Raw genomic sequence first — 23592 nt, forward strand, 5'->3', positions numbered from 1 at the left:
GTATTATAACTTATGCCGTGACAGATATATATGAGGATAACTGACGTGGCAAATTACTACTCGCAAGAAAATCACGGTCCTTTCGAACTGATAAACATCGGAACTCTTGAGCTTGAGGAAGGCGGGAGTATCCCTGACTGCCACCTGGCAGTAGCAGTACACGGAACACTCAACGCCGACAAGAGGAACGCAATTCTTGTTCCAACCTGGTACTCCGGTACAAGCAAGATCATGGAGCAAGCCTATATCGGCGAATGCCGCGCTCTAGACCCTTCAAAATACTGCATCATCATCGTCAATCAAATCGGCAATGGCCTCTCTACCTCGCCAAGCAACAGTACAGCGGCCATGGCTGGCCCGAAATTCCCGAAGGTAAGGATAGCTGACGACGTACGCGCCCAGCACCGATTGCTAACCGAGCACTTTGGCCTTGAAAGTCTGGCACTCGTCGTCGGCGGATCGATGGGGGCCCAGCAGTCCTATGAGTGGGCTGTACGCTACCCCGACTTTGTGAAGCGCGCCGCCTGCATGGCGGGAACAGCATGCAACAGTGCACATGACTTTGTATTCACAGAAACACTCGTTGAAACCATCACAACTGATCCGGGCTATCGGGATGGCCGGTACGTCTCGGTAGACCAAGTAGCAGCAGGACTTAAACGTCATGCAAAGCTCTGGACGGTGATGGGCTGGAGTACTGAATTTTTCCGCACCAATCGGCATGAAGCCTTGGGCTTTGAATCAGTTTCGGCCTTCGTCGAGGACTTCATGACCACCTATTTCGCGGAGATGGACCCTAATAACTTGCTGTCCATGGCCTGGAAATGGCAACGGGGTGATGTAAGTCGAAATACCAACGGCGATCTCGCCGCAGCGTTAGGTCGCATTAAGGCCAAGACCTACGTAATGCCAATCTCCCATGACATGTTTTTCACCTGTAATGATGCTCAGGCCGAACAAGAGTTGATTCCAAATAGCGAGTTCAAACCTCTGAACTCAGTAGATGGGCACCTTGGGCTTTTCGGAACTGATGCAGAAATGTTAAAGCAGGTGGACTCTCACCTATCCGAACTGTTGGCATACCCTGCTCCATAAAAATAAGCTTGAAAACTGAGAACAGCTTCCTGTACTCACCCTCCAGTTTAAACTTATGAATATTTGGAAAAATCATGAAAACAATAATAAAAGCATATTCTCTACGCCTTCAAGAGTCTCTAAAAACAGCCTCTCAACAGAAGAAAGTCCGCAACATTAAGCTAAAATCTCGATCGCTTTCAGTTGTTTTCTTATTTCAATTTCCAATTCTTTGCTATGCCCTGGATGTTGACCCAGGCGACTATGACATGGTACCCCCAGACACAACGCTGGGTTTGCTTTATATGCAGCACGCAGAACGAAATAACCTGTACCAAGGCGGAGATAAAGTCAGCGACAAGCACAAATATGATACCGACATTGCAATGCTCAGGGCTGTGCGCTACAAGGATATCAGAGGGCATCTAACAAACTTCCAACTAATCCTGCCCTTCGCCCACATATCCACAGGTGGTGAAAGTGGTGCGTTCGGCAGCGAGAGCGGCATGGGCGACCCAATCCTAGGCAGCGCCATATACACTAAGGGGTCAACCACGAGTAAAACACTGGCAGTCACTCAGTACCTTCATCTCCCTTTGGGTAGATATGACAAGAACAGGCCACTTAATATCGGAGAGAATCGCTGGAAGTATGTTTTTCAAGTTGGTCACATGCGTGCTCTTACCGATAAAATCAGCCTCGACCTTGTTGCTGACGCTACCCTTTTCGGTGATAACGATGACTACACACCAGCTGGACTGAAGCTTGAGCAAGACCCTCAGTATCAGATGCAAGGTTTTCTTCGATATAAGATTGGCGAAAACCTCTCCATCCACACTGGCTATTCCCGTATATGGGGTGGGGAAACAGAGGTCGAGGGTATAAGCCAGAACAACGAAAGCAAACAAGAAAAATTCATGGCCGGGGGCTCTTATTTTGTCAGCCCTAGAACCCAGCTGCTTGCAACATTTGGTCGTGATGTCTCAGTTGAAAACGGCTACAAAGAAGATTCGCGTCTAAACCTTCGCTTGCTTCACGTTTTCTGAAACTCACATAGCCAAGTAACCACCTGATAGCTTGGACTTTCCCAGTCCAAGTTAAGGATAGGCTAGCAAGGTTTTTCCGGAAACATTGGAAACCAATGTCGAAACGCTTTCTGATCTAACTGATCAGGAAGCGTCGCAGTAATAGCTGAATCTATTACCTCTTCCCATGAGCCAGATAGATAATCTTCCCGACAAGGCTATTTGGGTACCAGCGCCACTAAGCACTGCTGATCAAGCAGAGCGGTCTGCCCAGTATTCGCAAGAAGCCATACAAATCATAGAGTAGTACAAGTCCGTGTATAAGCCCCGCAGGATCTGCGCCACCACAACCAAACAATGAGGTGCCCAGACCTTGTACAAGATGCTGATTGCTGATGACCACCCACTGTTTCGCGAAGCCATCCATGACGTCATACGAGATAGCTTTCCAGGCAGCGATATTCTTGAAACCGCCGACTTCGATGGCGCATTGGCACTGGCACTGGAAAATGAAGACCTTGACTTGATCCTGCTGGACCTCAATATGCCCGGAATGCATGGGCTCAACGGTCTGATCACTATACGCAACGAAGCACCGACTATTCCGGTGGCAATTATCTCTGCCGAGCAGGATAGGCAGATCGTCCTGCGGGCCATTACTTATGGGGCCTGTGGTTTCATCACCAAAACCTCAGCGCGTTCACAAATGGCCGAAGCGATCAAGCAGATCCTCGATGGCCATGTGTACCTACCTTTGGACATTATCCGCAACCAGCGAGCCAGCACTCACGGTGCTCAATATAATGAAAACCGCATCCCACCCCATATACTGCAAGCGCTCACGCGCAAACAGCTACTAGTCCTGGAGCGTATGACCAAAGGGGAATCGAACAAACAGATCGCTCACAACCTCGGTGTCGCTGAGTCAACGGTCAAAGCACATGTATCGACGATTTTGAATAAGCTCAATGTATATAATCGCGTGCAAGCCATTCTGGCTACTAGGGATATTGACTTCAATATTTATTTGCGTCGCTGAGAAATATGGTCAATATTATCATTGCGATAAGCTCGCCCTACGGGAAAGGTATTGGGCGGACCATAGTAAATAGCAGTTAAGGAGTGGGGTTGCCCCGTCGTCGTCTTACGCCACCGTACGCACGGTTCCGTATGCGGCGGTTGCTGACTGCTGACAGACAGAGTTCGCAGGGTTTCTGCTTTACGCTCCAGCAGAGATCACGCCTGACTATCTAGTCATGGCAAGCTCGGCCCTTCGCCACTCCAGTTTCGAGCAGCAACTACGACCTCTGCTGACTTCTGTTCATCCATCCCGTCATCTCACGATGTCGGTAGCAGATGGCAGGCAGAGCAGATATCCCAGGGTCATTCGTGCGGCCTTCCTGGTTATACCTGTCGGATTTACGCCGCAAGTACTGGGTTTTAGTGATCATTGCCACCTTACTCCGCTACGCTACCTCTGCCGGCTTCCTGTTCATCAGGCCAGCATTTTGCCTTGGGCTTCCTTCAGATTTGCAGACACTCACGACACACCACAGCCAAGCTGGTTGCGCTTGCGCGCAACGCGCCATGCCTGGCGCATCAACAAAAAAGCCCGCCGAAGCGGGCTGATTCAGCGGGCGGCTATCAGTCGTCGCCACCCATAATGCCCATCAACTGCAACAGGCTGATAAACAGGTTGTACAGCGAAACATACAGGCCGATGGTGGCCATGATGTAGTTGCGCTCGCCGCCATGGATGATGGCGCTGGTCTGGTAGAGGATGCAGACCGAGGAGAACAGCACGAAGCCGGCGCTGATCGCCAGTTGCAGACCGCTGATCTGGAAGAAGAAGCTGGCGATCATGGCGCCCAGCAGGACGAAGAAGCCGGCGGTGATGAAGCCGCTGAGAAAGCTCATGTCCTTGCGGGTGATCAGCACGAATGCGGACAGGCCGAAGAACACCAGTGCCGTCATCGACAGGGCTGAGGCGATAAGCTCACCACCGCTGGCCAAGCCCAGGTACATGTTGAGGATCGGTCCCAGGGTATAACCCATGAAGCCGGTCAGGGCGAAGGTGGATACCAGGCCCCAGACGGAATTGCGCAGCTTGGCGGTGAGGAAGAACAGACCGTAGAAACCGATCAGCACCACGAAGATGTTGGGATAAGCGGCGTTGGCCTGCATGGCCATGTAGGCGACCAGCGCGCTGAAGCCCAGCGTCAGGGCCAGCAGGCCATAGGTATTGCGCAAGACACGGCTGACTTCCCGTTGTTCAACCTGTGTGTGCGTAGATGCGTATTGTTGCTGCATGGCGACACTCCTGTAGATGTATTCAGCCTGAGACGAATTGTCCCGGATCATAGCAGAGCTTTTGTTACCAGCTGACAACAGAGTTTGACAGTGTGTTTCGTTCCGGTACTATTGCGCCCGCTCTCTGCGGAGGAGTGGCAGAGCGGTTGAATGCAACGGTCTTGAAAACCGTCGAAGGGGAAACTCTTCCGTGAGTTCGAATCTCACCTCCTCCGCCATATCGCGAACCGAAGGCCCCGTATTCCGGGGCCTTCGGCGTTTCTGGGATGCGGGAACGGCTGCGAGGGTGGTCCCAGATTGGTACCAAGCGTGTGGGCGCGTCTGGCTGGCCTTCAGCGGCATGGGGATCGTTTGGGCGTCGCTGCTATCTCCAGCCTTCGACAGCCTGGACGCTGACATCCAGCGTGACGCGGCGGACCAGCGCGGCGGCGCTCGGGCGATAATCGCGTTTGCCTCTGTGCCGCTGTCTCCACAATTCCAGCGGCGGCTGGGTGTTGGAGTCGGACTGCCTGACCAGGTTTTCCAATGTTTTGCTGTTCATGGGGCCTCCTGTTGCGCTGTCGAATGTATTGAGCGCGCATCCCTGCGCCAGCCATTCCTGGCCTTCCATGCCGCAGAGATTGCCTGGATCGGGTTACAGCCTGTTGACAGCGATGGCATATGACCGCCGAGCTGCGTTCAGACCTTACTTTCCCTTTACATCCGCTTCACACGAAGCTGACCATGGTTGTCGTAAATTCATTCCTAGGCGCTTCATTGGGGTGGTCGGCGCGTGCCGACCATCCCGAGCAGCCCATTCTGTTTCTTGCTTGTCCGTCCGGTCTGTTCGGGGCGGATCGTAATCAATGTTGACGTCGGGAGATCATCGATCATGTTTCTTCGCAGTAATTTCCTGGCCGTTGTGGCGGGTGTCGCCTTGTTTGGACAGGTGCTCGCTGCCCAGGCCGCGTTGCCTGATTTCACGCCGCTGGTGGAGGATGCCTCGCCGGCAGTGGTGAACATCAGTACCCGGCAGAACCAGCCGGTGCGCGGTGCGCCTGCGCAAATGCCCGATCTTGAAGGCATACCGCCGATGTTTCGCGAATTCTTCGAGCGGCGGATGCCGCAGCAGCCGGATCGCCGCCGCGAAGGGCAGTCGCTGGGTTCCGGCTTCATCATTTCCAAAGATGGCTACATCCTGACCAACAATCATGTGGTGGCCGATGCCGATGAAATCATCGTGCGCCTGCCGGACCGCAGCGAGCTGCAGGCCAAACTGGTGGGGGCCGACCCGCGTAGTGACGTGGCGGTGCTGAAGATCGAAGGCGCCAATCTGCCCACGGTGAAATTGGGCAATTCGGAAAAGCTGAAAGCGGGGGAGTGGGTCGTCGCCATCGGTTCGCCGTTCGGCTTCGATCATACGGTGACTGCCGGTGTGGTCAGCGCCATTGGTCGCAGCTTGCCCAACGAGAGTTACGTGCCTTTTATTCAGACGGACGTGGCGATCAATCCGGGCAACTCCGGTGGTCCGCTGTTCAATCTGGCTGGCGAAGTGGTGGGTATCAATTCGCAGATATTCACGCGTTCGGGTGGATTTATGGGGCTTTCGTTCGCGATCCCCATCGATGTTGCGATGGATGTCGCCAATCAGTTGCGTGAAGACGGCAAGGTCAGTCGCGGTTGGCTTGGTGTGGTGATCCAGGACGTGAACAAGGACCTGGCCGAATCCTTTGGCCTGGAGCGTCCTGCCGGTGCCCTGGTGGCGCAGGTGATGGATGGCGGGCCGGCAGCCAAAGGCGGGCTGCGGGTGGGCGATGTGATCCTGAGCCTCAACGGCAAGCCTATCGACCGCTCCGGTGATCTGCCGCATCAGGTCGGTGCGCTGAAGCCGGATACCACGGTCAGGTTCGAAGTGATCCGCGACGGTAGCCGCAAGAATCTCAAGCTGAAGATTGGCGCACTACCGGATGAAGGGCAGGCACTCGCTGCGGCCAGTGGCTCGGGCAAGCTCAGTGACAACCGCCTGGGGGTGACGGTGAGTGCGCTGAATGCCGAGCAGAAGCGGGCGCTCGATCTTGAGGGCGGTGTCGTGATCAGCGAAGTCGGCAACGGCCCCGCGGCCATGATTGGCCTGCGTCCGGGCGATGTGATCACCCATCTGAACAACCAGGCCATTGATTCGGTGAAGACGTTCGGTCAGGTCGTCGAAAAGCTGCCGCACAATCGCTCGGTGTCGATGCGGGTGTTGCGTCAGGGGCGGGCCAGCTTCATTACCTTCAGGCTGCCGAGATAATTGCGGCTCCGGGAGGGAGCAGTGGCTGAGGTGGTCCGATAGTCGAAAGTCGGCTGTCGGATCGCTACCTTCTGGACTATCTTTTGTCGCGAGCCTGCTGTAGAAACGCATGGACATGATTACAGCCAGCCCTGCTACCTAAATCGGGGCCGGCTGCTTTTGTCGCGGTGCCTTGTGCAGCCGGCATGATGTGGTATCGGGAGAGACTGTAACGGCATGACCGTCGACAGCGCCGAAGGAGCAACCGCCCCGGAAACTCTCAGGCAAAAGGACCGATACTGCTGTTGAACTCTGAAGAGCCGCCGGGCAATCGTCAGCCGGGCGCACCGAAGGAGCAAGCGAGTCCGCTCGTGAAAACTCTCAGGTCCAGGACAGAGGGGGCGCCTGATCCGCATAGTGCGGATGGGCTCCAATCCCTATGACGTCCTGGAGCGACACAATGAAAACAATCGCTGTCATCGGTGGTGGTATCACAGGTATCACCACGGCCTATGCGCTGGCCAAGCGCGGATTCGACGTCACTCTTTTCGAAAAGCACCGTTATGCCGCGATGGAAACGTCCTTCGCCAACGGTGGGCAGCTTTCTGCGTCGAACGCCGAGGTCTGGAACCACTGGTCGACCATCCTCAAGGGCATGAAGTGGATGCTCAAGAGCGATGCGCCATTGCTGGTTAATCCAAAGCCCAGCTGGCACAAGCTTTCCTGGTTTGCGGAATTCATCGCATCCATCCCGCAGTACCGCGCCAACACCACCGAAACCGCACGCCTGGCCATCGCCGCGCGTGAACATCTGTTTGCCTGGGCCGAGGAAGAAGGCATCGACTTCGACCTGAAGAAGGCAGGCATCCTGCATATCTATCGGGACCGGGCCGGCTTCGAGCATGCCGGTGAGGTCTCCAGATTGTTGGCCGCCGGTGGTTTGCCGCGCCGTAGCGTAACGCCGGACGAGATGCGCGTCATCGAGCCGACTTTGGCAGGACAGTATTACGGCGGCTATTACACCGAGTGCGATTCCACTGGCGATATTCATCTGTTCACCAATGGCCTGGCAGCGGCGGCGATCCGCCTAGGCGTCGATTGCCGCTATGGTCAGGATGTGAAGCGTGTGGCCACCGATGGCAGGCAGGCCAGTGTCACCCTTGGCACCGCAGATGGTGAAGAAACCCTGCACTTCGATGGCATGGTCGTCTGCGCCGGCACCGCCAGTCGGGCGCTCGCCGCGCAGTTGGGCGATCGGGTGAATATTTACCCGGTCAAGGGGTATTCGATCACGGTCAATCTCAATGACGAAGCCAGTCGCGCCGCCGCGCCGACGGTGAGCCTGCTGGATGACGAAACCAAGCTGGTGACCAGCCGTCTTGGCGATCATCGCCTGCGTGTAGCGGGGACTGCCGAGTTCAATGGCTACAACCACGACATCCGCGCCGATCGCATTCGCCCGCTGGTGGAGTGGGTGAACGAGTGTTTCCCCGGCGTCAGTACCCAGAGCGTCGTTCCCTGGGCTGGATTGCGTCCGATGATGCCGAACATGATGCCGAAGGTCGGGCGCGGCAAGTCACCTTGCGTGTTCTACAACACCGGCCACGGCCATCTCGGCTGGACGCTGAGCGCCATCACTGCGGACATGATCGGCGATGTGGTGGGGCAGACCCTGGGTTTGCCTGAGCCTGTCGTTGTACCCATCGCTGCAGCCCGGCAGTCAACTGCTGCCTGACCGGCGCTGTCAGCCTGAGCGAAACCCCGCCTAGTCAGCGGGGTTTCGTGATTATGGGCCTTTGTTCGTGAGGGGCGTCAGACCAGTACCTGGCGAGTGCTGGCGATAAGTTGATGCACCTGTTTTTCCACCAGGGGCGTGGTGGCCGTTGCCGGGCCGCGCCCGTGTGGGCAGGGCAGGCTGGCGGTGGTGCCGAACAGGCGGCAGATGAGCGGTCGCTCGTCGTAGGCTTCGCAGCCCTGCGGGCCGAGGTGCACGCAGTTCCAGTGCTCCAGCGCGGCCTCGTGTTCGGCGTCGCTTTTATGCGGCAGCCGCGCCATTTCTTCGGATGAGGCCGTGACCGGCCCGCAGCAATCATGACAGCCCGGCACGCAGGCGAAGCCGGGAATCTGCCGTCGCAGCTGATCGATCTTGCGGTTGGTGCGGTCCATTACGTGTCCTGTTCCAGGTTTCGCGGCCACCATGTTAGCCCTTCGCGGCTTCAGGTGGGCTGGTCTAGGACGTCGTTCCAGTCCGGGTGCTTGTTCACATAGGCGGCGATGAACGCACAGACCGGCACGATGCGCTTGCCGCGCCGGCGGGCATCGTCCAGCGCTGCGCGCGCCAGCATGCTGCCCATGCCTTGGCCGGCGAGGCTGTCGTCGATTTCGGTGTGGGTGAAAACCTGACGGTCGCCTTCTTCCTGATACTGGGCAAAGCCCAGAGGCTGACCGTTTATTTCCAGGACATAGCACTGCCGACTTTCATCGTGCCGAACCTGTGCGTCTTGATGGCTCATGGGGGACTTCCTCCTGCCTGTTTGCCCGTGCGGTTGCCTTTCGGATAGACCCTGTCCGGCACTGAAGTACTGCCTGATCGACCGGCAAGTCGCATGGTGCCGGTGCGGGTGCTCGCTAGCATGAGAGCACAATAATAAGGTTCGAGGCCCCCATGACCGGCTGCCGCTTTTCGTCGTATGCCCGTGCGCTGCTGATGCTGCTGATCCTCGCCAGCCCGTCAGGCTACGCCCAGGAAATGGACGCCTGGATCATGCAGCTGTTCCCCAAGGCCACGCGCATCGAGCCGAAGCAGGAAGAGCCGCCGGTCTACAGTGTCTACCAGCTCGACGAGTTGATCGGCTATGCCTTCGAATCCAGTGACTACTCGAATCTGCAGGGTTTTTCCGGCAAGCCGATACGCTTGCTGATCGGCATGAACCCCCAGGGTGTGCTGGCAGGGGTGAAGGTATTGGAGCACCACGAACCGGTGTTCCTGCATGGGCTGGGCGAGCAGTCGCTGTACGATTTCGTCGATCAGTACCGTCTCAAGCCCATTGGCAAGCCGATTATCGTCGGCGGTCGGCAGGGTGCCAGCGAAGGTGACTCGGTCACGCGAATCGATAATGTCAGCAAGGCTACGGTCTCGGTGGTCATTCTCAACGAGACGGTTCTGCTGTCGGCCCTGACGGTCGCGCGCAAGCTGCTGGACGGCTTTGCCAGCAGTCCCTTGGCAACGCCGAAGATGGATCTTTACGAGCCGCTCGACTGGAATCAGTTGCTTGAACGCGGCCTCGTTCAACACTGGACCCTGACTCGTGAAGAGGTGGAAAAAAGCCTTGGACATGAGCTCGATGGCTATCCGGAACTGGACCTGGACCAGCCAGCCTTCGCCGATCTGCATTTCGCCTACCTGAATGCGCCCCTCATCGGTCGCAACCTGCTCGGTGAGGCGGGTTTTGCACGGCTCAACGAGGAACTGAAGCCGGGCGAGCAGGCCTTGCTGGTGATGTCTTCGGGCATGTACCCCCACGTCCCGGACGACTTCGTGCCGGCCACGGCGCCCAGTCGCATCGTGCTGATGCAGAACGAGCATGCCATCGAACTGCACGACATGAACTTCAATAACGGCGCGGTACTGGATGCGCTCGACTCGCCCATCAGCGATGGCGAGGCACATATCTTCCGCATCAAGTCGCACGCGGCATTCAACCCGGCGCAGGCGTCCGGCTTGCGTCTGATCGCGCAGTTGCGGCGTAATCATCTGGTGGAAACCAAGGTCGATTTCACCCGTGATTTCCAGCTCGATGCGCAGCTGTTCGATATCCAGGAAGCCAAGGCCGAGGCCAGGCCCGTACCGATCTGGTTGCGTATTTGGCAGGAGCGCTGGTGGCAGGTCGGCCTGCTGGGGCTGTCGCTGATGGTGCTGAGCGGGGTGTTCATCTGGCAACATCGCATCAGCCAGCAGAGTCGGGGCTTCCATCTGTTCCGCGCGGGCTTCCTGCTGTTTACCCTGGTATTCATCGGCCTGTATGCGCAGGGCCAGCTGTCGGTGGTGAATATCTTCACCCTCTTGCTGGCGCTCGCGAAGGACTTCGATATCCGCGTGTTCCTGATGGATCCGGTGATCTTCATCCTCTGGAGCTTCACCTTCGTCACGCTGTTCATCTGGGGGCGTGGCGTATTCTGTGGCTGGTTGTGCCCCTTCGGTGCGCTGCAGGAAATGCTCGGCTGGGTGGCCAAGCGGCTGCGCATTCGCCAGTGGAAGATTTCCGAGCCCCTCCATCTGCGTCTGCAGTGGCTCAAGTACCTGATACTCATCGGCCTGGTGCCTGCGGCCTTCTATTCGCTGACCCTGGCCGAGCGGCTGGCGGAGGTGGAGCCGTTCAAGACCAGCATCACGCTGTTCTTCGTGCGCTCCTGGCCGTTCGTGCTCTATGCGCTGATCCTGCTCGGGCTTGGGCTGTTCGTGCACAAGTTCTATTGCCGCTACGTCTGCCCGCTCGGAGCCGGGCTGGCGGTACTGGGCAGATTCCGGCTGTTCTCCTGGCTCAGGCGCATCGATGCCTGCGGTCAGCCCTGCCAGCATTGCCGGAATCACTGCGAGATCGGCGCCATCCGGCGCGATGGTCGCATCGACTACGATGAGTGCATCCAGTGTCTGGAATGCATCGTCATTCTCAACAACGAGGATCAATGCGTGGCCAGCATCAGCGCCCGCAAGAAAATGCAGAAAGCCGGCAAGCAGGTCGACCTGATCGCTACCGATGCTTCGGTGCCCGCCTCATGAAGGGAAAAGTCGCGCCGCCGGACTGAAGATTCCGCCAGGCCGGTCGATAGTGTCCTGTATCGAGATGATTCCCGGTGACGAACCGGCTTTCTCCACAGGACCATGCATGGATACTTTATCGGCCACCGGCTCTCTGTCGCTTCTGCTGTTCACGCTTCGCAGCGGCAAACAGATGGCGATCAATCTGTTGAAGGTCAGCGAGATCATTCCGACCCCCTCGCTGATCCGCCTTCCCGAATCGCACCCGCATGTGCGCGGCGTCGCCACGCTGCGAGGCCAGCCGCTATCGGTCATCGACCTGAGTCTGGCCATCGGCATGCCGCCCCTGCAGGATGCCCAGGGTGGTTGCCTGATCGTTACCGAAATCAGCCGCTTCAAGCAGGGGCTGCACGTGCAGTCGGTGGTCAGGATCGTGCATATTTCCTCATCGAAGATTCTGCCGCCGCCTTACGGGACACGTGCCAATTCCTTTATTACCGGCGCGGCGGAAATCGACGGTCAGCTGGTGCAGATTCTCGACGTGGAAAAGGTGATTCTGAATATCGTGCCGGCCCCGATCGAAGCCGATATGTCCCAGCTCGATGACCAGGATGCGCAGCTGCTCGGAGAAACCCGGGCGCTGATCGTCGATGACAGCCAGGTGGCCCTGCACATGTCGCTGGCGGCGCTCGGCAAGATGGGCATCACCTGCCACGCGGTGCGTAGCGCCCGTGAAGGCTTTGCGACGCTTGACCGCCTGAAAGGCACCGCCGAAGCGATCAATGTGGTGGTCTCGGATATCGAAATGCCTGAAATGGACGGCTATTCCTTTACCCAGGCGCTGCGCAGCCACCGGGACTATGCCGACCTCTATGTGCTGCTGCACACCTCGCTGGACAGCACCATCAGCGCCGACAAGGCCAAGGCTGCCGGGGCTAACGCCATTCTCACCAAATTCTCGCCGCCGGAAATCACCAAATGCATGTTGCGTGCGGCGCGGGTGATCCATCTGGGTGAGGATGCGTCGGCCTGAGCGGATGCCTTCATGCAATGCCGCGTAGAATAGATCGCTTCGAGCAACATTGAGGTGGTCAGCGGTGGATCTACAGCAGGGTTTCGTCCTGACCCGGCATTGGCGCGACACGGCTGCAGGCACCGAAGTGGAGTTCTGGCTGGCGACCGATGCCGGGCCACGGCGGATTCGCGTGCCCTGTCAGCCTTCGGTTGCCTTCATTCCTGCCGAACAATGCGAACAGGCGCGGTTACTGCTCAAGGACGAGCGTGACGTCGAACTGCGTCCGCTCGATCTGAGCGACTTCCATCAGCGCCCGGTGGTTGGTCTGTACTGCAAGCAGCACCGGCAACTGATGAACCTCGACAAGCGCCTGCGCCAGGCTGGACTGGATGTCTACGAGGCCGATATCCGTCCGCCGGAACGTTACCTGATGGAGCGTTTCATCACCGCGCCGGTCAGCTTCAGCGGCACGCCGGATGCCGAAGGCGTGCTGGTCGATGCGCAGATCCGGCCTGCGCCGCAGTACCGCCCGCGGTTGCAACTGGTTTCCCTGGACATCGAAACCACGGCCACGGGCGAGCTGTATTCCATTGCCCTGGAGGGCTGCGGGCAGCGTCAGGTGTATATGCTCGGCCCGGCCAATGGCGAGGCCAGCGCGGTGGATTTCCAGCTTGAGTATTGCGACAGCCGCAGGCAGCTGATCGAGCGGCTGAACGACTGGCTGGCGCAGCATGATCCCGATGCGATCATCGGTTGGAATCTGGTGCAGTTCGATCTGTGCGTGTTGCGCGAGCAGGCGCAGCGTCATCAGGTGTCGCTGCGTCTCGGGCGCGCTGGCGAGGAGATGGGCTGGCGCGAGCACGGCAGCCGGCGCAACCACTTTTTCGCCGCGGCGGCAGGACGGCTGATCATCGACGGCATCGAGGCGCTGCGTTCGGCGACCTGGAGTTTTCCTTCGTACAGCCTGGAGAACGTCGCCCAGACCCTGCTTGGCGAAGGCAAGGCCATCGATACGCCCTATCAGCGGATGGACGAGATCAACCGCATGTTCGCCGAGGACAAGCCGGCACTGGCGCGCTACAACCTCAAGGACTGCGAGCTGGTCACGCGCATCTTCGCCAGAACCGAATTGCTGACCTTCCTGCTGGAGCGCGCCACCGTCACCGGCTTGCCGGCTGATCGCAGCGGTGGTTCGGTGGCTGCGTTCGAACATCTGTATATCCCGCTGATGCACCGCAAGGGCTTCGTCGCGCCGAACCTGGGCGAGCGCCCGCCACAGGCCAGCCCCGGCGGTTTCGTGATGAATTCCCGGCCCGGTCTTTACGAGTCGGTGCTGGTGCTGGACTACAAGAGCCTGTATCCGTCGATCATCCGCACCTTTCTCATCGACCCGGTGGGCCTCGTCGAGGGCATGCGCCAGCCAGCGGACAGCGACTCGGTGGCAGGTTTTCTCGGGGCGCGCTTCTGCAGAACGCGGCATTGCCTGCCGGCCATCGTCGAGCGTGTCTGGCAGGGCCGCGAGGCGGCCAAGCGCGAGGGCAACATGCCGCTTTCGCAGGCCCTGAAGATCATCATGAATGCCTTCTATGGCGTGCTCGGTTCCAGCGGCTGTCGTTTCTTCGACCCGCGCCTGGCGTCCTCCATTACCCTGCGCGGGCACGAGATCATGCGCAGGACGCGCGAGCTGATCGAGGCCCAGGGCTACCGCGTGATCTACGGCGATACCGATTCCACCTTCGTCTGGCTCAAGCGCGCGCACGGCGACGAGGATGCCGCGCAGATCGGCCAGGCGCTGGTGCGCCATATCAACCAGTGGTGGCATGAACACCTGCAGCGCGAGTCTGGTCTGAGCAGCGCGCTGGAAATCCAGTTCGAAACCCACTTCAAGCGCTTTCTGATGCCCACCATTCGCGGCGCGGAGGAGGGCAGCAAGAAACGCTATGCCGGGCTGGTCACTCACGCCGATGGCAGCGAGGGCCTGGTGTTCAAGGGGCTGGAAACCGTTCGCTCCGACTGGTCGCCGTTGGCCCAGCAGTTCCAGCAGGAGCTGTACCGGCGCATTTTCAAGCGCGAGCCCTATCAGGACTATGTTCGCGACTACGTGCGCAGCACCCTGGCTGGCGAGCGGGACGAGCTGCTGGTGTTTCGCAAGCGGTTACGGCGCCGGCTGGACGACTATCAGCGCAACGTGCCGCCCCATGTACGCGCCGCACGCATCGCCGATGACTACAATCAGCGGCAGGGCCGGCCACGGCAATACCAGAGCGGCGGCTGGATCAGCTACCTGATGACCCTGGCCGGGCCGGAACCGCTGGAGGTGCGGCGTGCGGCCATCGACTACGACCACTACGTGACGCGCCAGCTGCAGCCAATCGCCGATGCCATCCTGCCGTTCGTGAACGACAGCTTTTCAGCGCTGATCGATGATCAGCTCGGTCTGTTCTGAAGATTGAGGCCCGGACGCCGGGTGCGCCGTTTCTTGAGCATGATCAAGTTCAACCCTGGGATCGCTGGGTAACCTGAGGTCGTCCATCTGCTGCAGGCCGAGGTCGGCATGGCCAAGAAGTTTCCCCTGAATCCCCCGCATCCCGAGCGCATCTGCTGGGGCTGCGACCGCTATTGCCCGGCGGATTCGCTGGCCTGCGGCAACGGCGCCGACCGTACCCAGCATCCCTCGGAGATGATCGGTGAGGACTGGTATCTGCACGGCGACTGGGGCGATCTGATCGCCAGTGACAATCCCGAGAGAAAACTCGCCTGAATCCTCAGCCTCAGACCCAGCCGCTGTTGCGCTTGCGGCCACGGGTCAGCGCCGGGAGGATCAGTCCGACCAGCAGGCCGGCACCGGCGATGCTGCCACCGTAGACCATGTAGCGCATCAGTACCTGGTTGTTCTCGTCACCCAGCCGCGCCTGGGCGTCGCGCAGTTCTGACTGGGTGGCGGTGAGCGCTTCGTCGAGCGCTGTACGGCGCGCCTCCAGCTCGTCGATCAGCGCCTTGCGTGAGTCGAGGGTTTCCTGCATGCCCTGTACGCGGGCCTGCCAACTGTCATTGATGGTGCGCAGCTCTTCACTGAGTTCGGCAACCTGCTGCTCAAGTTGCGGCAGGCGCTCTGCCTGGCCAGGAACGTTCTGCAGATCGCTGCTGCGAATCCAGACGCGGTCGCCATTTTCGCCGCGTACCTGGCTGTAGTCGCCGCTGGTCTGGAGCAGCTCGACCTTCTGTCCGGAACTGAGGGTGCCAACGATGCGATAACCGTCGGTCGGACCGCTGCGTACATAGGTGTTCAGGCTGTCGCTGACCCAGCGTTCACTGCTCGCCTGCTGAGCTTGGGCCGGTACGGTGACGGCCAGCAGCGTACCCAGTACAGCGGCGCGAAAGGCGCTGCAGCAAGGGGCCGGCCTGGAAAAACGGGAAATAAGTGCAGGCAGATGACGAGATAAAGGCATGACGGTCTTCGCGTTGAAAAAAGATGAAGGCTTCGGTGAGCGGACCTGCGCGAAAGCGGACCCGGAGCCGGCGAGTTCCTTTGCAGCGTGTCGCGATAAGCGAAGGGGCAGATATACCGGCAGGAGGATGTTTTCTCCCAGGGTTGGGCCTGCGACCCTGTAATGCTGCAGACAGGACTGACAGCGGGAGGCTCCCGGGGTTCATTAAATCTTCATCATTCAGATCAGTGCCGACGCGATACAGCCTGCCATCTGGCTACAGCAGCTCGACCGCATGTGCCCGGATCAGCACCTGCTCCTGGCGGAAGCGGGTTTCCAGCGAGGCGCGGTAATTCGTCCACCAGGCGCGGTGGAGTTCGGACGCCATTACTTCGTAAATGATCAGCTCGTCACGCACGGCATGGCTGTCTTCTTCACACCACAACCCATTGACTGGCGCGCGGGTATGGGCGGTCAGGCCGCCGAACTGCTGCATCAGTTCGTCACGGACCTCGGCAAACAGTGGCTTGGGCAGGGCTTTTCCGTCATTGTCGTAAAGCGGGAGCAATAGCTGGATCAGGTGCATGGCGCAGGTTCCGATGGGTCATGAGGCTCATCCATACGACCACTGGCAAACGGGCACAGCACTGTGATGTGGATCAACGGCGGGCCCGCCTGTTGCCTCAACGCACCAGTAGTACGACCAGCGCCGCAGCCAGCGCCAGCGACAGGCCTTGCCAGAACAGCACCGGGTTGCGTTCCATCAGAGGTGGTCTGGCCCTGTTGAGAAAGGCCTGGTTCGGCTGGCGCAGCTCGAAGACGAATTCGGACAGCTCTTCGTAGCGTTTGTAAGGGGCAGGGTGCAGGGCCTTGCGCAGCACGTCGTCGATCCAGGCCGGTATTTCGCGGTCATGGTTACGGATCGGCTGATAGTGGAGCTTGTTCTGCGCCGCGCGGGTACGGCAGCGCACCACCTGCGTGCCGTAGGGTAGCTTGCCGGTGAGCATCTGGTAGGTGATGACGGCCAGGGAAAACAGGTCCGAGCGGGGCGTGCCGGCTTCGCCGAGAAAGTATTCCGGCGCGGTGTACTGAGCAGTGCCGAGCAAGTCGCTGCGCTCGATGGGCGAGGCGACCTCCATCAGCCCGGCCACTCGTGCCGAGCCGAAATCGATGATTTTCACCATGCCCGCGGCGTTGATCATGATGTTGTCGGGGCGCAGGTCCTGATGCAGCATTTCCAGCCGGTGGAAGGCACGCAGACCACTGGCGATCTGCTCGACGATGCCGCGTACCGTCTCCAGATCGGGGCGGGGGTTGTCGATCATCCACTGCCTCAGTGTCCGGCCTTCGATGAATTCGCTGACGGTGTAGAGAAAGTTGCGCGAGCGTGTTTGCGGGCAGGGCTTGACCACATGGGGGTTGTCGATTCGGCGGGCAATCCACTCTTCGGTGAGAAATCGCTCCAGATAGGCTGCGTTGTGCTGCAGCTCGATGGAGGGTGTTTTGATGATCACCCTTTCGTTGTCGCTATCGTCAGTCGCCAGGTAGACATGGCTGCGGCTGCTGGCGTGCAGCTCCCGAACGATACGGTAGCCGTCGAACCGTGCCCGTGTTTCCAGCATGGGTGGGAAGGGTAGTTCGGTGAATTGCCGGTAGAGTTCCTCGGGCGCCTGTGTCGGCAGTCCGTCGAGCCGCACGATCTGCACGGTGAGATTGTCCGTGCTGCCACGCTGGATGGCCTCGTCGACGATTGCTCTGGCGGCGGCATCCAGGTCTGTCGGATGCCGCTCGATGGTATCGATCATGAGGCCTGGGCTGACGTGTTCGTAGACGCCATCGGTGGCCAGGAGAAAGATATCGCCGATGGCCAGCTGTTCGGCGCGATAATCGATTTCCAGCTGGTCATGGATGCCGAGCGCGCGGCTCAGGTAGCTCTGGCCTTCGCAAAGCCACATCCGGTGGTCATTGGTCAACTGCTCCAGCGCTTTGCCCTGGATGCGATAGATGCGTGAGTCACCGGCGTGGAAGAGGTGTGCGGTGGTCGATTTGATCACCAGGGCGCTGAAGGTGCAGACGTAGCCCCGATCCCTGTCGTAGCGGTACAGGCTTTGCTGGCTCTGGGCGTGTAGCCAGGAGTTGGTTGCCATCAGCACGCGCTGTGCCGAAGTCTTCACCGACCAGGCATCGGCAGTGCAGTAATAGTCGGCAAGAAAGCCGGTCACCGCCGCTTCGCTGGCGATATGGCTGACGGTACTGCTGCTGATTCCGTCGGCCACGGCGATGACGATACCCTTGCTGCTCAGCTGCGGTTCACTGGGTATGCAGGCGCCGTGGAAATCCTGATTGCTTTGCTTGCGCCCCTTGTCGGTGTGCTGGCCCAGCGAAATCTTCAGTTGGTCACTCATCGGTGGGCCAGCGTCATCGGCTCAGTGAAACGCCCGTTTTGGCGCGGTCCTGATGTGAGTGGTGTAGAGCGTCAGGCCGGTGAAGGCCAGGCCGCCAACGAGATTGCCCAGCGCGGTGGGGATTTCGTTCCAGATCATGTAATCCATGACCGAGAAATCACCGCCCATGATCATCGCCGAGGGGAACAGGAACATGTTCACCACCGAATGCTCGAAGCCCATATAGAAGAACAGCATGATCGGCATCCACATGGCGATGGCCTTGCCGCCCACGGTGGTGGAGATCATTGCGCCGACCACACCCATCGACACCATCCAGTTGCACAGCACACCGCGCAGGAAGATAGTCGCCCAGCCGGCGGCGCCGTACTCCGCATAACCCAGGGTGCGGGCCTCACCAATGGTGGAAATCTTCTCGCCAACCGCGCCAGGCTCGCTCATGAAGCCCGTGGTGAAGACGAAGGCCATCATGAACGCCACCGTCAGCGCGCCGGCGAAGTTGCCGAGAAATACCAGCCCCCAGTTGCGCAGCACGCCGTTCACGGTCACACCCGGTCGCCTGTCCAGCAGCGCCAGCGGTGTCAGCACGAACACTCCGGTGAGCAGATCGAAGCCCATCAGGTACAGCATGATGAAGCCCACCGGAAAGAGCATGGCGCCTACCAGTGGCGAGCCGGTCTGTACTGAAACGGTTACAGCGAAAACGGCGGCCAGGGCGAGGATCGCACCGGCCATGAACGCACGAATCAGCGTGTCTCTCGTGGACATGAATATCTTCGACTCGCCAGCATCCACCATCTTGGTGACGAATTCCGCAGGAATGATATAGGACATGGTCTGGTTCTCTGTAAGGTCAGGCAGGGCGTAGGGTTCGGGCAGCGGCGTGCCGTTCAGCTCAGGCGGTGGCGATTTCCACCGCATCGCCATTCAGGCGCGCCGGCCAGACCCGCAGGTGCTGTTCGGGATGTTCCAGGCAGCGCCCGTCGGCGAGGCGAAAGTGCTGCTTGTACAGTGGCGAGGCGATCACCAGGTCGCCCTTGAGCTGGCCGACGATGCCGCGCCCGATGACGTTGGCGCCGGATCTGGGATCGCGGTTCTCGACGGCGAACACCTGCTCGCCGGTTTCGCCCTCGGGCAGATGGATCAGTGCGACCTGCCGGCCATCCAGCCAGGCGACCACGCCGGAATGGGCGACCAGATCGCGACGGCTGCACAGGGCACGCCAGTGGGCGGGTTCGACGGATGACAGGCGCAGGGCATTGGACGGGCTCATCAGAGCATCTCCTCGGTGACGGGAATCAGGTGGAGTTCGTTGGCGCGGGCCGGTCGACGCTGGCCGCGCTCCTTGACGAAGTGGATATCGGGGTCGCCGCGTCGGTCGTTGACGAAGGTGCGGAAGCGCTTGAGCTTCTCCGGGTCCTTGAGGGCGTTGGCCCATTCGCACTCGTAGCGGTCGACGACGTGCTGCATCTGCGCTTCCAGTTCGGCGGCGAGATTCAGGCTGTCATCCAGGATGACCTCCTTCAGATAGCCGAGACCGCCTTCCAGCGATTCACGCCAGACCGAGGTGCGCTGCAGCCTGTCGGCGGTGCGGATGTAGAACATCAGGAAACGGTCGATGGTGCGCACCAGCGTCTCGTCGTCCAGATCGGTGGCGAACAGTTCGGCGTGGCGCGGGCGCATGCCGCCGTTGCCGGCCACGTAGAGGTTCCAGCCGTTCTCGGTGGCGATCACGCCGATGTCCTTGCTCTGCGCCTCGGCGCATTCGCGGGTGCAGCCGGAGACGCCGAACTTGATCTTGTGCGGCGCGCGCAGGCCCTTGTAGCGATCTTCCAGGCGCAGCGCCATGGCGACGCTGTCCTGCACGCCGTAGCGGCACCAGGTGCTGCCCACGCAGGATTTCACCGTGCGCAGCGATTTGCCGTAGGCGTGGCCGGTCTCGAAGCCGGCCTCGATCAGATCGCTCCAGATGTCCGGCAACTCATGCAGCTGGGCGCCGAACAGGTCGATGCGCTGGCCGCCGGTGATCTTGGTATAGAGGTCGTATTTCTTCGCCACCGCGCCCAGCGCGATCAGCCTGTCCGGAGTGATCTCGCCACCGGCGATGCGCGGCACCACCGAGTAGGTGCCGTTCTTCTGCATGTTGGCCATGAAGGTGTCGTTGGTGTCCTGCAGCGCGACCAGTTGCGGATCGGTGATCGGCTGGTTCCAGCAGGACGCCAGGATCGAGCCCACCGCCGGCTTGCAGATATCGCAGCCGATGGCGCCACGTCCATGGCGTGCCAGCAGCGTTGTGAAATCGCGGATGCCCTCGACGCGGACGATGTCGAACAGCGCCTGGCGGGTATGGGCGAAGTGCTCGCACAGGCTCTTGTCCACCTCGACGCCGCGTGCGGCCAGTTCGTGCTCGAAGACCTGCTTGAGCAGTGCGCTGCAACCGCCGCAACCGGTGCCGGCCTTGGTGATGGCCTTCAGCTCGCCGAGATCGCTGATGCCGGCCTCGACCTGGCAGCACACCGCGCCCTTGCTGACGTTGTGGCAGGAGCAGATGGTCGCGCTGTCCGGCAACGCACCGGCGCCCAGGGTTGGCGCGCCGCCCGATTGCGGCAGGATCAGGCTGGACGGCTCGTCCGGCAGCCTGATGCCGTTCTGCGCGTATTGCAGCAGCGTGTCGTAGTAGCTGTTGTCGCCCACCAGCACCGCGCCGATGACGTGCTTGCCATCCGGTGAGACCACCAGGCGCCGGTAGCTGGCGTTCGCTTCGTCGATGAACCGGTAGCTTCTCGAGCCCGGCGTGGCTCCATGGGCGTCGCCGATAGAGCCGACGTCGACTCCGAGCAGTTTGAGCTTGGTGGACATGTCGGCGCCGGTGAAGGCCTCATGGGGCTCGCCAGCCAACTGCGCGGCCACGGTGCGTGCCATGCCGTAACCCGGCGCCACCAGGCCAAACACGCTGCCGTTCCAGGCGGCACATTCACCGATGGCGAAGATCGCCGGATCGCTGCTACGACAAGCGTTGTCGATCACGATACCGCCGCGTGGCCCGAGTGCGAGCGCGGCCTGCCGGCCAAGCGCATCCTGTGGACGGATGCCGGCGGAGAACACCACCAGATCGGTTTCCAGAAACTCGCCATCGTCGAAGATCAGGCGCCAGGCGAAATCCGCACCGGGAATGATCGCCTGGGTGGCCCGCGACAGATGCACGCCGACGTCGAGGGCCTCGATCCGCGCCTTGAGCGCCTCGCCACCTTCGGCGTCGAGCTGCACCGGCATCAGGCGTGATGCGAACTCCACCACATGGGCTTCCAGGCCCAGGGATTTCAGCGCATTGGCGGCTTCCAGGCCAAGCAGCCCACCGCCGATCACCACGCCGCGCCGGGCACCGACCGCTGCCACGCGGATCTGGTCCAGATCATCCAGCGTGCGGTAGAGCAGTTGCGCATTGCCCTCCGCACCGGCAATCGATGGCACGAAGGGATAGGAGCCGGTCGCCAGGATCAGCCGGTCGTAAGGCTGGCGACCCTGCGTCGTGAGGATCTCCTGCCGGGCGCGATCAATTTCCAGTACCTGCACGCCCAAGTGCAGCTGCACGCTGTGGTCGGCGTACCAGCCCGCATCGCACAGCGCCAGGGCATCGGCATCGCGCCCGCCGAAGTACTCGGAAAGGTGCACCCGGTCGTAAGCGCGCTGATGCTCTTCGCCGAACACATGAATCTGGTAGCGCTCCAGCGCATCGCGTGCGATCAGCTGTTCAACGCAGTGATGGCCAACCATGCCGTTGCCGACGATGACCAGTGTTTCGCTCTTGAGCGGGAGAACGCTTGCATGCATGACGTGTTCCTCAGTCGAAGCCGTTCCGGACGCCGTCAGCGCGAGGTGACGCCTTGATGAATGCTGCTGGCAGTCCGGGCAGTGCTGCCGGATCGCTCGGCAGGCGTTGTGACTGAGAATGCATCTTGTATGCCAGGGCCGCGAAAGCTGCCGGCAGCCTTGCTTCAGGCCAGCTGTGGCGGGCCTTGGGGGCGTGGACGGGGCGATATGCCAGCAGCGTTTGGCCTGGCTGATCGCCGTGCCAAATGGGTGCGATTACCAACCGTCGGACTCTTTTCAGGGCGAAAAGGTGAAATGTTTCAGGATTTGTCTTCTGCTGCTTGAACCCTGTTCCGCTTTCCCGGTCGGAGCAGAGCGCTATGCCAAACAGCCACCTGTCATCTCGGTCAGAGAGCGAGCCATGGAACAGATATACGCAGTCGTACTGTCGTACAAACGCAAGGATTTGCTCAAACGCTGTCTGGAGAGCATCAACGCCCAGAGCCGCCCCTGTGACGGCATCATCGTGGTTGACAATGCCAGCGGTGACGGGACGCTGGAGATGCTTCTGCAACTTCAGCTACCCACGCTCAGGGTCTACGAGTTGTCGCACAACACCGGCGCATCGGGTGGTTTCAGCGCCGGGTTCCGCATTGCCTACCAGCTGGGCGCCGATTTCGTCTGGATGATGGACGATGACGTCATACCCGAACCGGACGCCCTGCAGCGGCTTGTCGAAGCCGCCGAAACGCTTGATGCCCAGGATCAGCCCCATTCCTTCCTGCTTTCCACTGCCTATACCGAGGACGGGTTGCTGACCAACGTGCCAAATGTCGATGCGCGCAGCAACGCCATCGATTATGAAAACTGGCCGGCCCTGCTGCGGTTCGGCGTGATTCCGGTGCGTCCGGCAACCTTCGTCTCGATCCTGGTGCCCCGCCTGTCACTGCAACGCTACGGCCTGCCGCTCGCGCCGATGTTCATGTGGGGCGACGATACCGAGTTCACCCTGCGCATCAGCCAGCAGACGCCTGGCTATCTGGTGGCCGCGAGCAGGGTGCTGCACCTGCGGCGGGTCAGCGGCTCGATCGATATCCGCCGTGAAACCGACCCGCAGCGGATTGCACTGCACCGGCACTTCATCCGCAACGAGCTGTTCATTGCCCGCCGCTACCATCGTTGGCGCCGTGTGCCGGTGCTGGCTGTTTCGCGCCTGGGCCTGGTGGCCCGCCTGTTTTGGCATGGCCAGTTCATCAAGGCCCGAATGGTGCTGGCCGGCCTGCTGGAAGCGTTCAATTTCTCGCCTGTGGTGGAAGCGGCCGATGCACCTGTCGAGACGCTCGGCGTAACCGTGCGCCAATGGTGTCTGGGGCAGGCGGGCGGCGGGCGAGAAGAGACATTGGCGGTTCAGGATGATCTTCGACTTTGTTGCTCGGCGAGAACGGTTACAGGGCTCACGGACACCTGTACGGATTGATGGCTTTACGCAAACTTTTTCAAATTGTGACGGTCCGA

The 23592-nt window shown here is 60.1% G+C and carries 20 protein-coding genes, 1 tRNA gene and 1 riboswitch; of the genes, 11 read left to right on the plus strand and 10 right to left on the minus strand.

Annotation, left to right across the window (positions count from 1 at the left end; all coding sequences use genetic code 11):
* Positions 1-45: 45 nt before the first annotated feature.
* The 3 genes from ACYCFC_RS04850 (at position 46) to ACYCFC_RS04860 (ending at position 3138) form a co-directional block, all read left to right on the plus strand.
* A complete protein-coding gene (locus tag ACYCFC_RS04850) occupies positions 46-1095 on the plus strand; it encodes an alpha/beta fold hydrolase (protein WP_181086422.1) in 1050 nt (349 codons plus the stop codon).
* Positions 1096-1169: 74 nt separating this feature from the next.
* Positions 1170-2120, plus strand: coding sequence for a transporter (locus tag ACYCFC_RS04855; RefSeq protein ID WP_181086421.1), 951 nt, complete (start codon positions 1170-1172; stop codon positions 2118-2120).
* 352 nt (positions 2121-2472) lie between these two features.
* Complete coding sequence (locus tag ACYCFC_RS04860; RefSeq protein ID WP_181086420.1) at positions 2473-3138, plus strand: response regulator transcription factor; 666 nt, start codon at positions 2473-2475, stop codon at positions 3136-3138.
* 605 nt (positions 3139-3743) lie between these two features.
* On the opposite strand, the gene ACYCFC_RS04865 is transcribed toward ACYCFC_RS04860, so the two are convergent.
* Positions 3744-4409 carry a Bax inhibitor-1/YccA family protein gene (locus ACYCFC_RS04865; RefSeq protein ID WP_181086419.1) on the minus strand — a complete coding sequence of 222 codons (666 nt, stop codon included), beginning with the start codon at positions 4407-4409 and terminating at the stop codon, positions 3744-3746.
* A gap of 128 nt (positions 4410-4537) precedes the next feature.
* Here ACYCFC_RS04865 and ACYCFC_RS04870 point away from each other — a divergent pair.
* A tRNA-Ser gene (locus ACYCFC_RS04870) sits at positions 4538-4627 on the plus strand.
* Positions 4628-4773: 146 nt separating this feature from the next.
* On the opposite strand, the gene ACYCFC_RS04875 is transcribed toward ACYCFC_RS04870, so the two are convergent.
* Complete coding sequence (locus tag ACYCFC_RS04875) at positions 4774-4950, minus strand: hypothetical protein (protein ID WP_459653275.1); 177 nt, start codon at positions 4948-4950, stop codon at positions 4774-4776.
* Positions 4951-5280: 330 nt separating this feature from the next.
* On the opposite strand from ACYCFC_RS04875, the gene ACYCFC_RS04880 reads away from it, so the two are divergent.
* Positions 5281-6681 carry a DegQ family serine endoprotease gene (locus ACYCFC_RS04880; RefSeq protein WP_459653276.1) on the plus strand — a complete coding sequence of 467 codons (1401 nt, stop codon included), beginning with the start codon at positions 5281-5283 and terminating at the stop codon, positions 6679-6681.
* A 187-nt stretch (positions 6682-6868) separates the two neighbouring features.
* A riboswitch (glycine riboswitch) is annotated at positions 6869-6966 on the plus strand.
* A gap of 154 nt (positions 6967-7120) precedes the next feature.
* Positions 7121-8395: a D-amino acid dehydrogenase gene (locus ACYCFC_RS04885; RefSeq protein WP_459653277.1), complete on the plus strand. Its 1275-nt coding sequence runs from the start codon at positions 7121-7123 to the stop codon at positions 8393-8395.
* Between the two features lie 77 nt (positions 8396-8472).
* Here ACYCFC_RS04885 and ACYCFC_RS04890 read toward each other — a convergent pair whose 3' ends face one another.
* Both ACYCFC_RS04890 and ACYCFC_RS04895 read right to left on the minus strand, forming a co-directional pair.
* Complete coding sequence (locus ACYCFC_RS04890; RefSeq protein WP_181086415.1) at positions 8473-8826, minus strand: YkgJ family cysteine cluster protein; 354 nt, start codon at positions 8824-8826, stop codon at positions 8473-8475.
* Between the two features lie 50 nt (positions 8827-8876).
* Positions 8877-9173 carry a GNAT family N-acetyltransferase gene (locus ACYCFC_RS04895; RefSeq protein WP_459653278.1) on the minus strand — a complete coding sequence of 99 codons (297 nt, stop codon included), beginning with the start codon at positions 9171-9173 and terminating at the stop codon, positions 8877-8879.
* A 152-nt stretch (positions 9174-9325) separates the two neighbouring features.
* Here ACYCFC_RS04895 and ACYCFC_RS04900 point away from each other — a divergent pair, with 152 nt between their 5' ends.
* The 4 genes from ACYCFC_RS04900 (at position 9326) to ACYCFC_RS04915 (ending at position 15195) form a co-directional block, all read left to right on the plus strand.
* A complete protein-coding gene (locus ACYCFC_RS04900; RefSeq protein ID WP_459653279.1) occupies positions 9326-11440 on the plus strand; it encodes a 4Fe-4S binding protein in 2115 nt (704 codons plus the stop codon).
* Between the two features lie 106 nt (positions 11441-11546).
* Positions 11547-12452, plus strand: coding sequence for a chemotaxis protein CheW (locus ACYCFC_RS04905; protein ID WP_459653280.1), 906 nt, complete (start codon positions 11547-11549; stop codon positions 12450-12452).
* Between the two features lie 64 nt (positions 12453-12516).
* The gene (locus tag ACYCFC_RS04910) at positions 12517-14880 is read left to right on the plus strand and encodes a DNA polymerase II (RefSeq protein ID WP_459653281.1); all 2364 of its coding nucleotides are present in this window, start codon (positions 12517-12519) and stop codon (positions 14878-14880) included.
* A 108-nt stretch (positions 14881-14988) separates the two neighbouring features.
* Entirely contained in the window at positions 14989-15195 is a 207-nt protein-coding gene (locus ACYCFC_RS04915) for a DUF3079 domain-containing protein (protein ID WP_181086410.1), read from the plus strand.
* 10 nt (positions 15196-15205) lie between these two features.
* Here ACYCFC_RS04915 and ACYCFC_RS04920 read toward each other — a convergent pair whose 3' ends face one another.
* From ACYCFC_RS04920 to nirB, 6 genes are all read right to left on the minus strand, one after another.
* Positions 15206-15883, minus strand: coding sequence for a TIGR04211 family SH3 domain-containing protein (locus ACYCFC_RS04920; protein WP_459653282.1), 678 nt, complete (start codon positions 15881-15883; stop codon positions 15206-15208).
* Between the two features lie 256 nt (positions 15884-16139).
* Positions 16140-16448 carry a hypothetical protein gene (locus ACYCFC_RS04925; protein WP_181086408.1) on the minus strand — a complete coding sequence of 103 codons (309 nt, stop codon included), beginning with the start codon at positions 16446-16448 and terminating at the stop codon, positions 16140-16142.
* A gap of 97 nt (positions 16449-16545) precedes the next feature.
* Positions 16546-18267, minus strand: a complete 1722-nt coding sequence (locus ACYCFC_RS04930) for a protein kinase domain-containing protein (protein WP_459653283.1) — start codon at positions 18265-18267, stop codon at positions 16546-16548.
* Positions 18268-18288: 21 nt separating this feature from the next.
* Positions 18289-19101: a formate/nitrite transporter family protein gene (locus ACYCFC_RS04935; protein ID WP_181086426.1), complete on the minus strand. Its 813-nt coding sequence runs from the start codon at positions 19099-19101 to the stop codon at positions 18289-18291.
* Positions 19102-19162: 61 nt separating this feature from the next.
* Positions 19163-19540, minus strand: coding sequence for a nitrite reductase small subunit NirD (gene nirD, locus ACYCFC_RS04940; RefSeq protein ID WP_459653284.1), 378 nt, complete (start codon positions 19538-19540; stop codon positions 19163-19165).
* Entirely contained in the window at positions 19540-22098 is a 2559-nt protein-coding gene (nirB, locus tag ACYCFC_RS04945; protein WP_459653285.1) for a nitrite reductase large subunit NirB, read from the minus strand. The genes nirD and nirB overlap by 1 nt, the downstream gene beginning before the upstream one ends.
* 220 nt (positions 22099-22318) lie before the next feature.
* Between nirB and ACYCFC_RS04950 the strand changes: the two genes are divergently transcribed.
* The gene (locus ACYCFC_RS04950) at positions 22319-23554 is read left to right on the plus strand and encodes a glycosyltransferase family 2 protein (protein WP_459653286.1); all 1236 of its coding nucleotides are present in this window, start codon (positions 22319-22321) and stop codon (positions 23552-23554) included.
* The last annotated feature ends 38 nt before the right edge of the window (positions 23555-23592 follow it).

Source organism: Stutzerimonas sp. NM35 (assembly GCF_054604355.1).

Coding starts and splice junctions, on each gene's coding strand:
- ACYCFC_RS04895 (WP_459653278.1), bottom strand. CDS start 9,173: ATGAGCCATCAAGACGCACAGGTTCGGCACGATGAAAGTCGGCAGTGC.
- ACYCFC_RS04930 (WP_459653283.1), bottom strand. CDS start 18,267: ATGAGTGACCAACTGAAGATTTCGCTGGGCCAGCACACCGACAAGGGG.
- ACYCFC_RS04925 (WP_181086408.1), bottom strand. CDS start 16,448: ATGCACCTGATCCAGCTATTGCTCCCGCTTTACGACAATGACGGAAAA.
- ACYCFC_RS04935 (WP_181086426.1), bottom strand. CDS start 19,101: ATGTCCTATATCATTCCTGCGGAATTCGTCACCAAGATGGTGGATGCT.
- nirB (WP_459653285.1), bottom strand. CDS start 22,098: ATGCATGCAAGCGTTCTCCCGCTCAAGAGCGAAACACTGGTCATCGTC.
- ACYCFC_RS04905 (WP_459653280.1), top strand. CDS start 11,547: ATGGATACTTTATCGGCCACCGGCTCTCTGTCGCTTCTGCTGTTCACG.
- ACYCFC_RS04915 (WP_181086410.1), top strand. CDS start 14,989: ATGGCCAAGAAGTTTCCCCTGAATCCCCCGCATCCCGAGCGCATCTGC.
- ACYCFC_RS04880 (WP_459653276.1), top strand. CDS start 5,281: ATGTTTCTTCGCAGTAATTTCCTGGCCGTTGTGGCGGGTGTCGCCTTG.
- ACYCFC_RS04855 (WP_181086421.1), top strand. CDS start 1,170: ATGAAAACAATAATAAAAGCATATTCTCTACGCCTTCAAGAGTCTCTA.
- ACYCFC_RS04875 (WP_459653275.1), bottom strand. CDS start 4,950: ATGAACAGCAAAACATTGGAAAACCTGGTCAGGCAGTCCGACTCCAAC.
- ACYCFC_RS04865 (WP_181086419.1), bottom strand. CDS start 4,409: ATGCAGCAACAATACGCATCTACGCACACACAGGTTGAACAACGGGAA.
- ACYCFC_RS04890 (WP_181086415.1), bottom strand. CDS start 8,826: ATGGACCGCACCAACCGCAAGATCGATCAGCTGCGACGGCAGATTCCC.
- ACYCFC_RS04920 (WP_459653282.1), bottom strand. CDS start 15,883: ATGCCTTTATCTCGTCATCTGCCTGCACTTATTTCCCGTTTTTCCAGG.
- ACYCFC_RS04885 (WP_459653277.1), top strand. CDS start 7,121: ATGAAAACAATCGCTGTCATCGGTGGTGGTATCACAGGTATCACCACG.
- nirD (WP_459653284.1), bottom strand. CDS start 19,540: ATGAGCCCGTCCAATGCCCTGCGCCTGTCATCCGTCGAACCCGCCCAC.
- ACYCFC_RS04900 (WP_459653279.1), top strand. CDS start 9,326: ATGACCGGCTGCCGCTTTTCGTCGTATGCCCGTGCGCTGCTGATGCTG.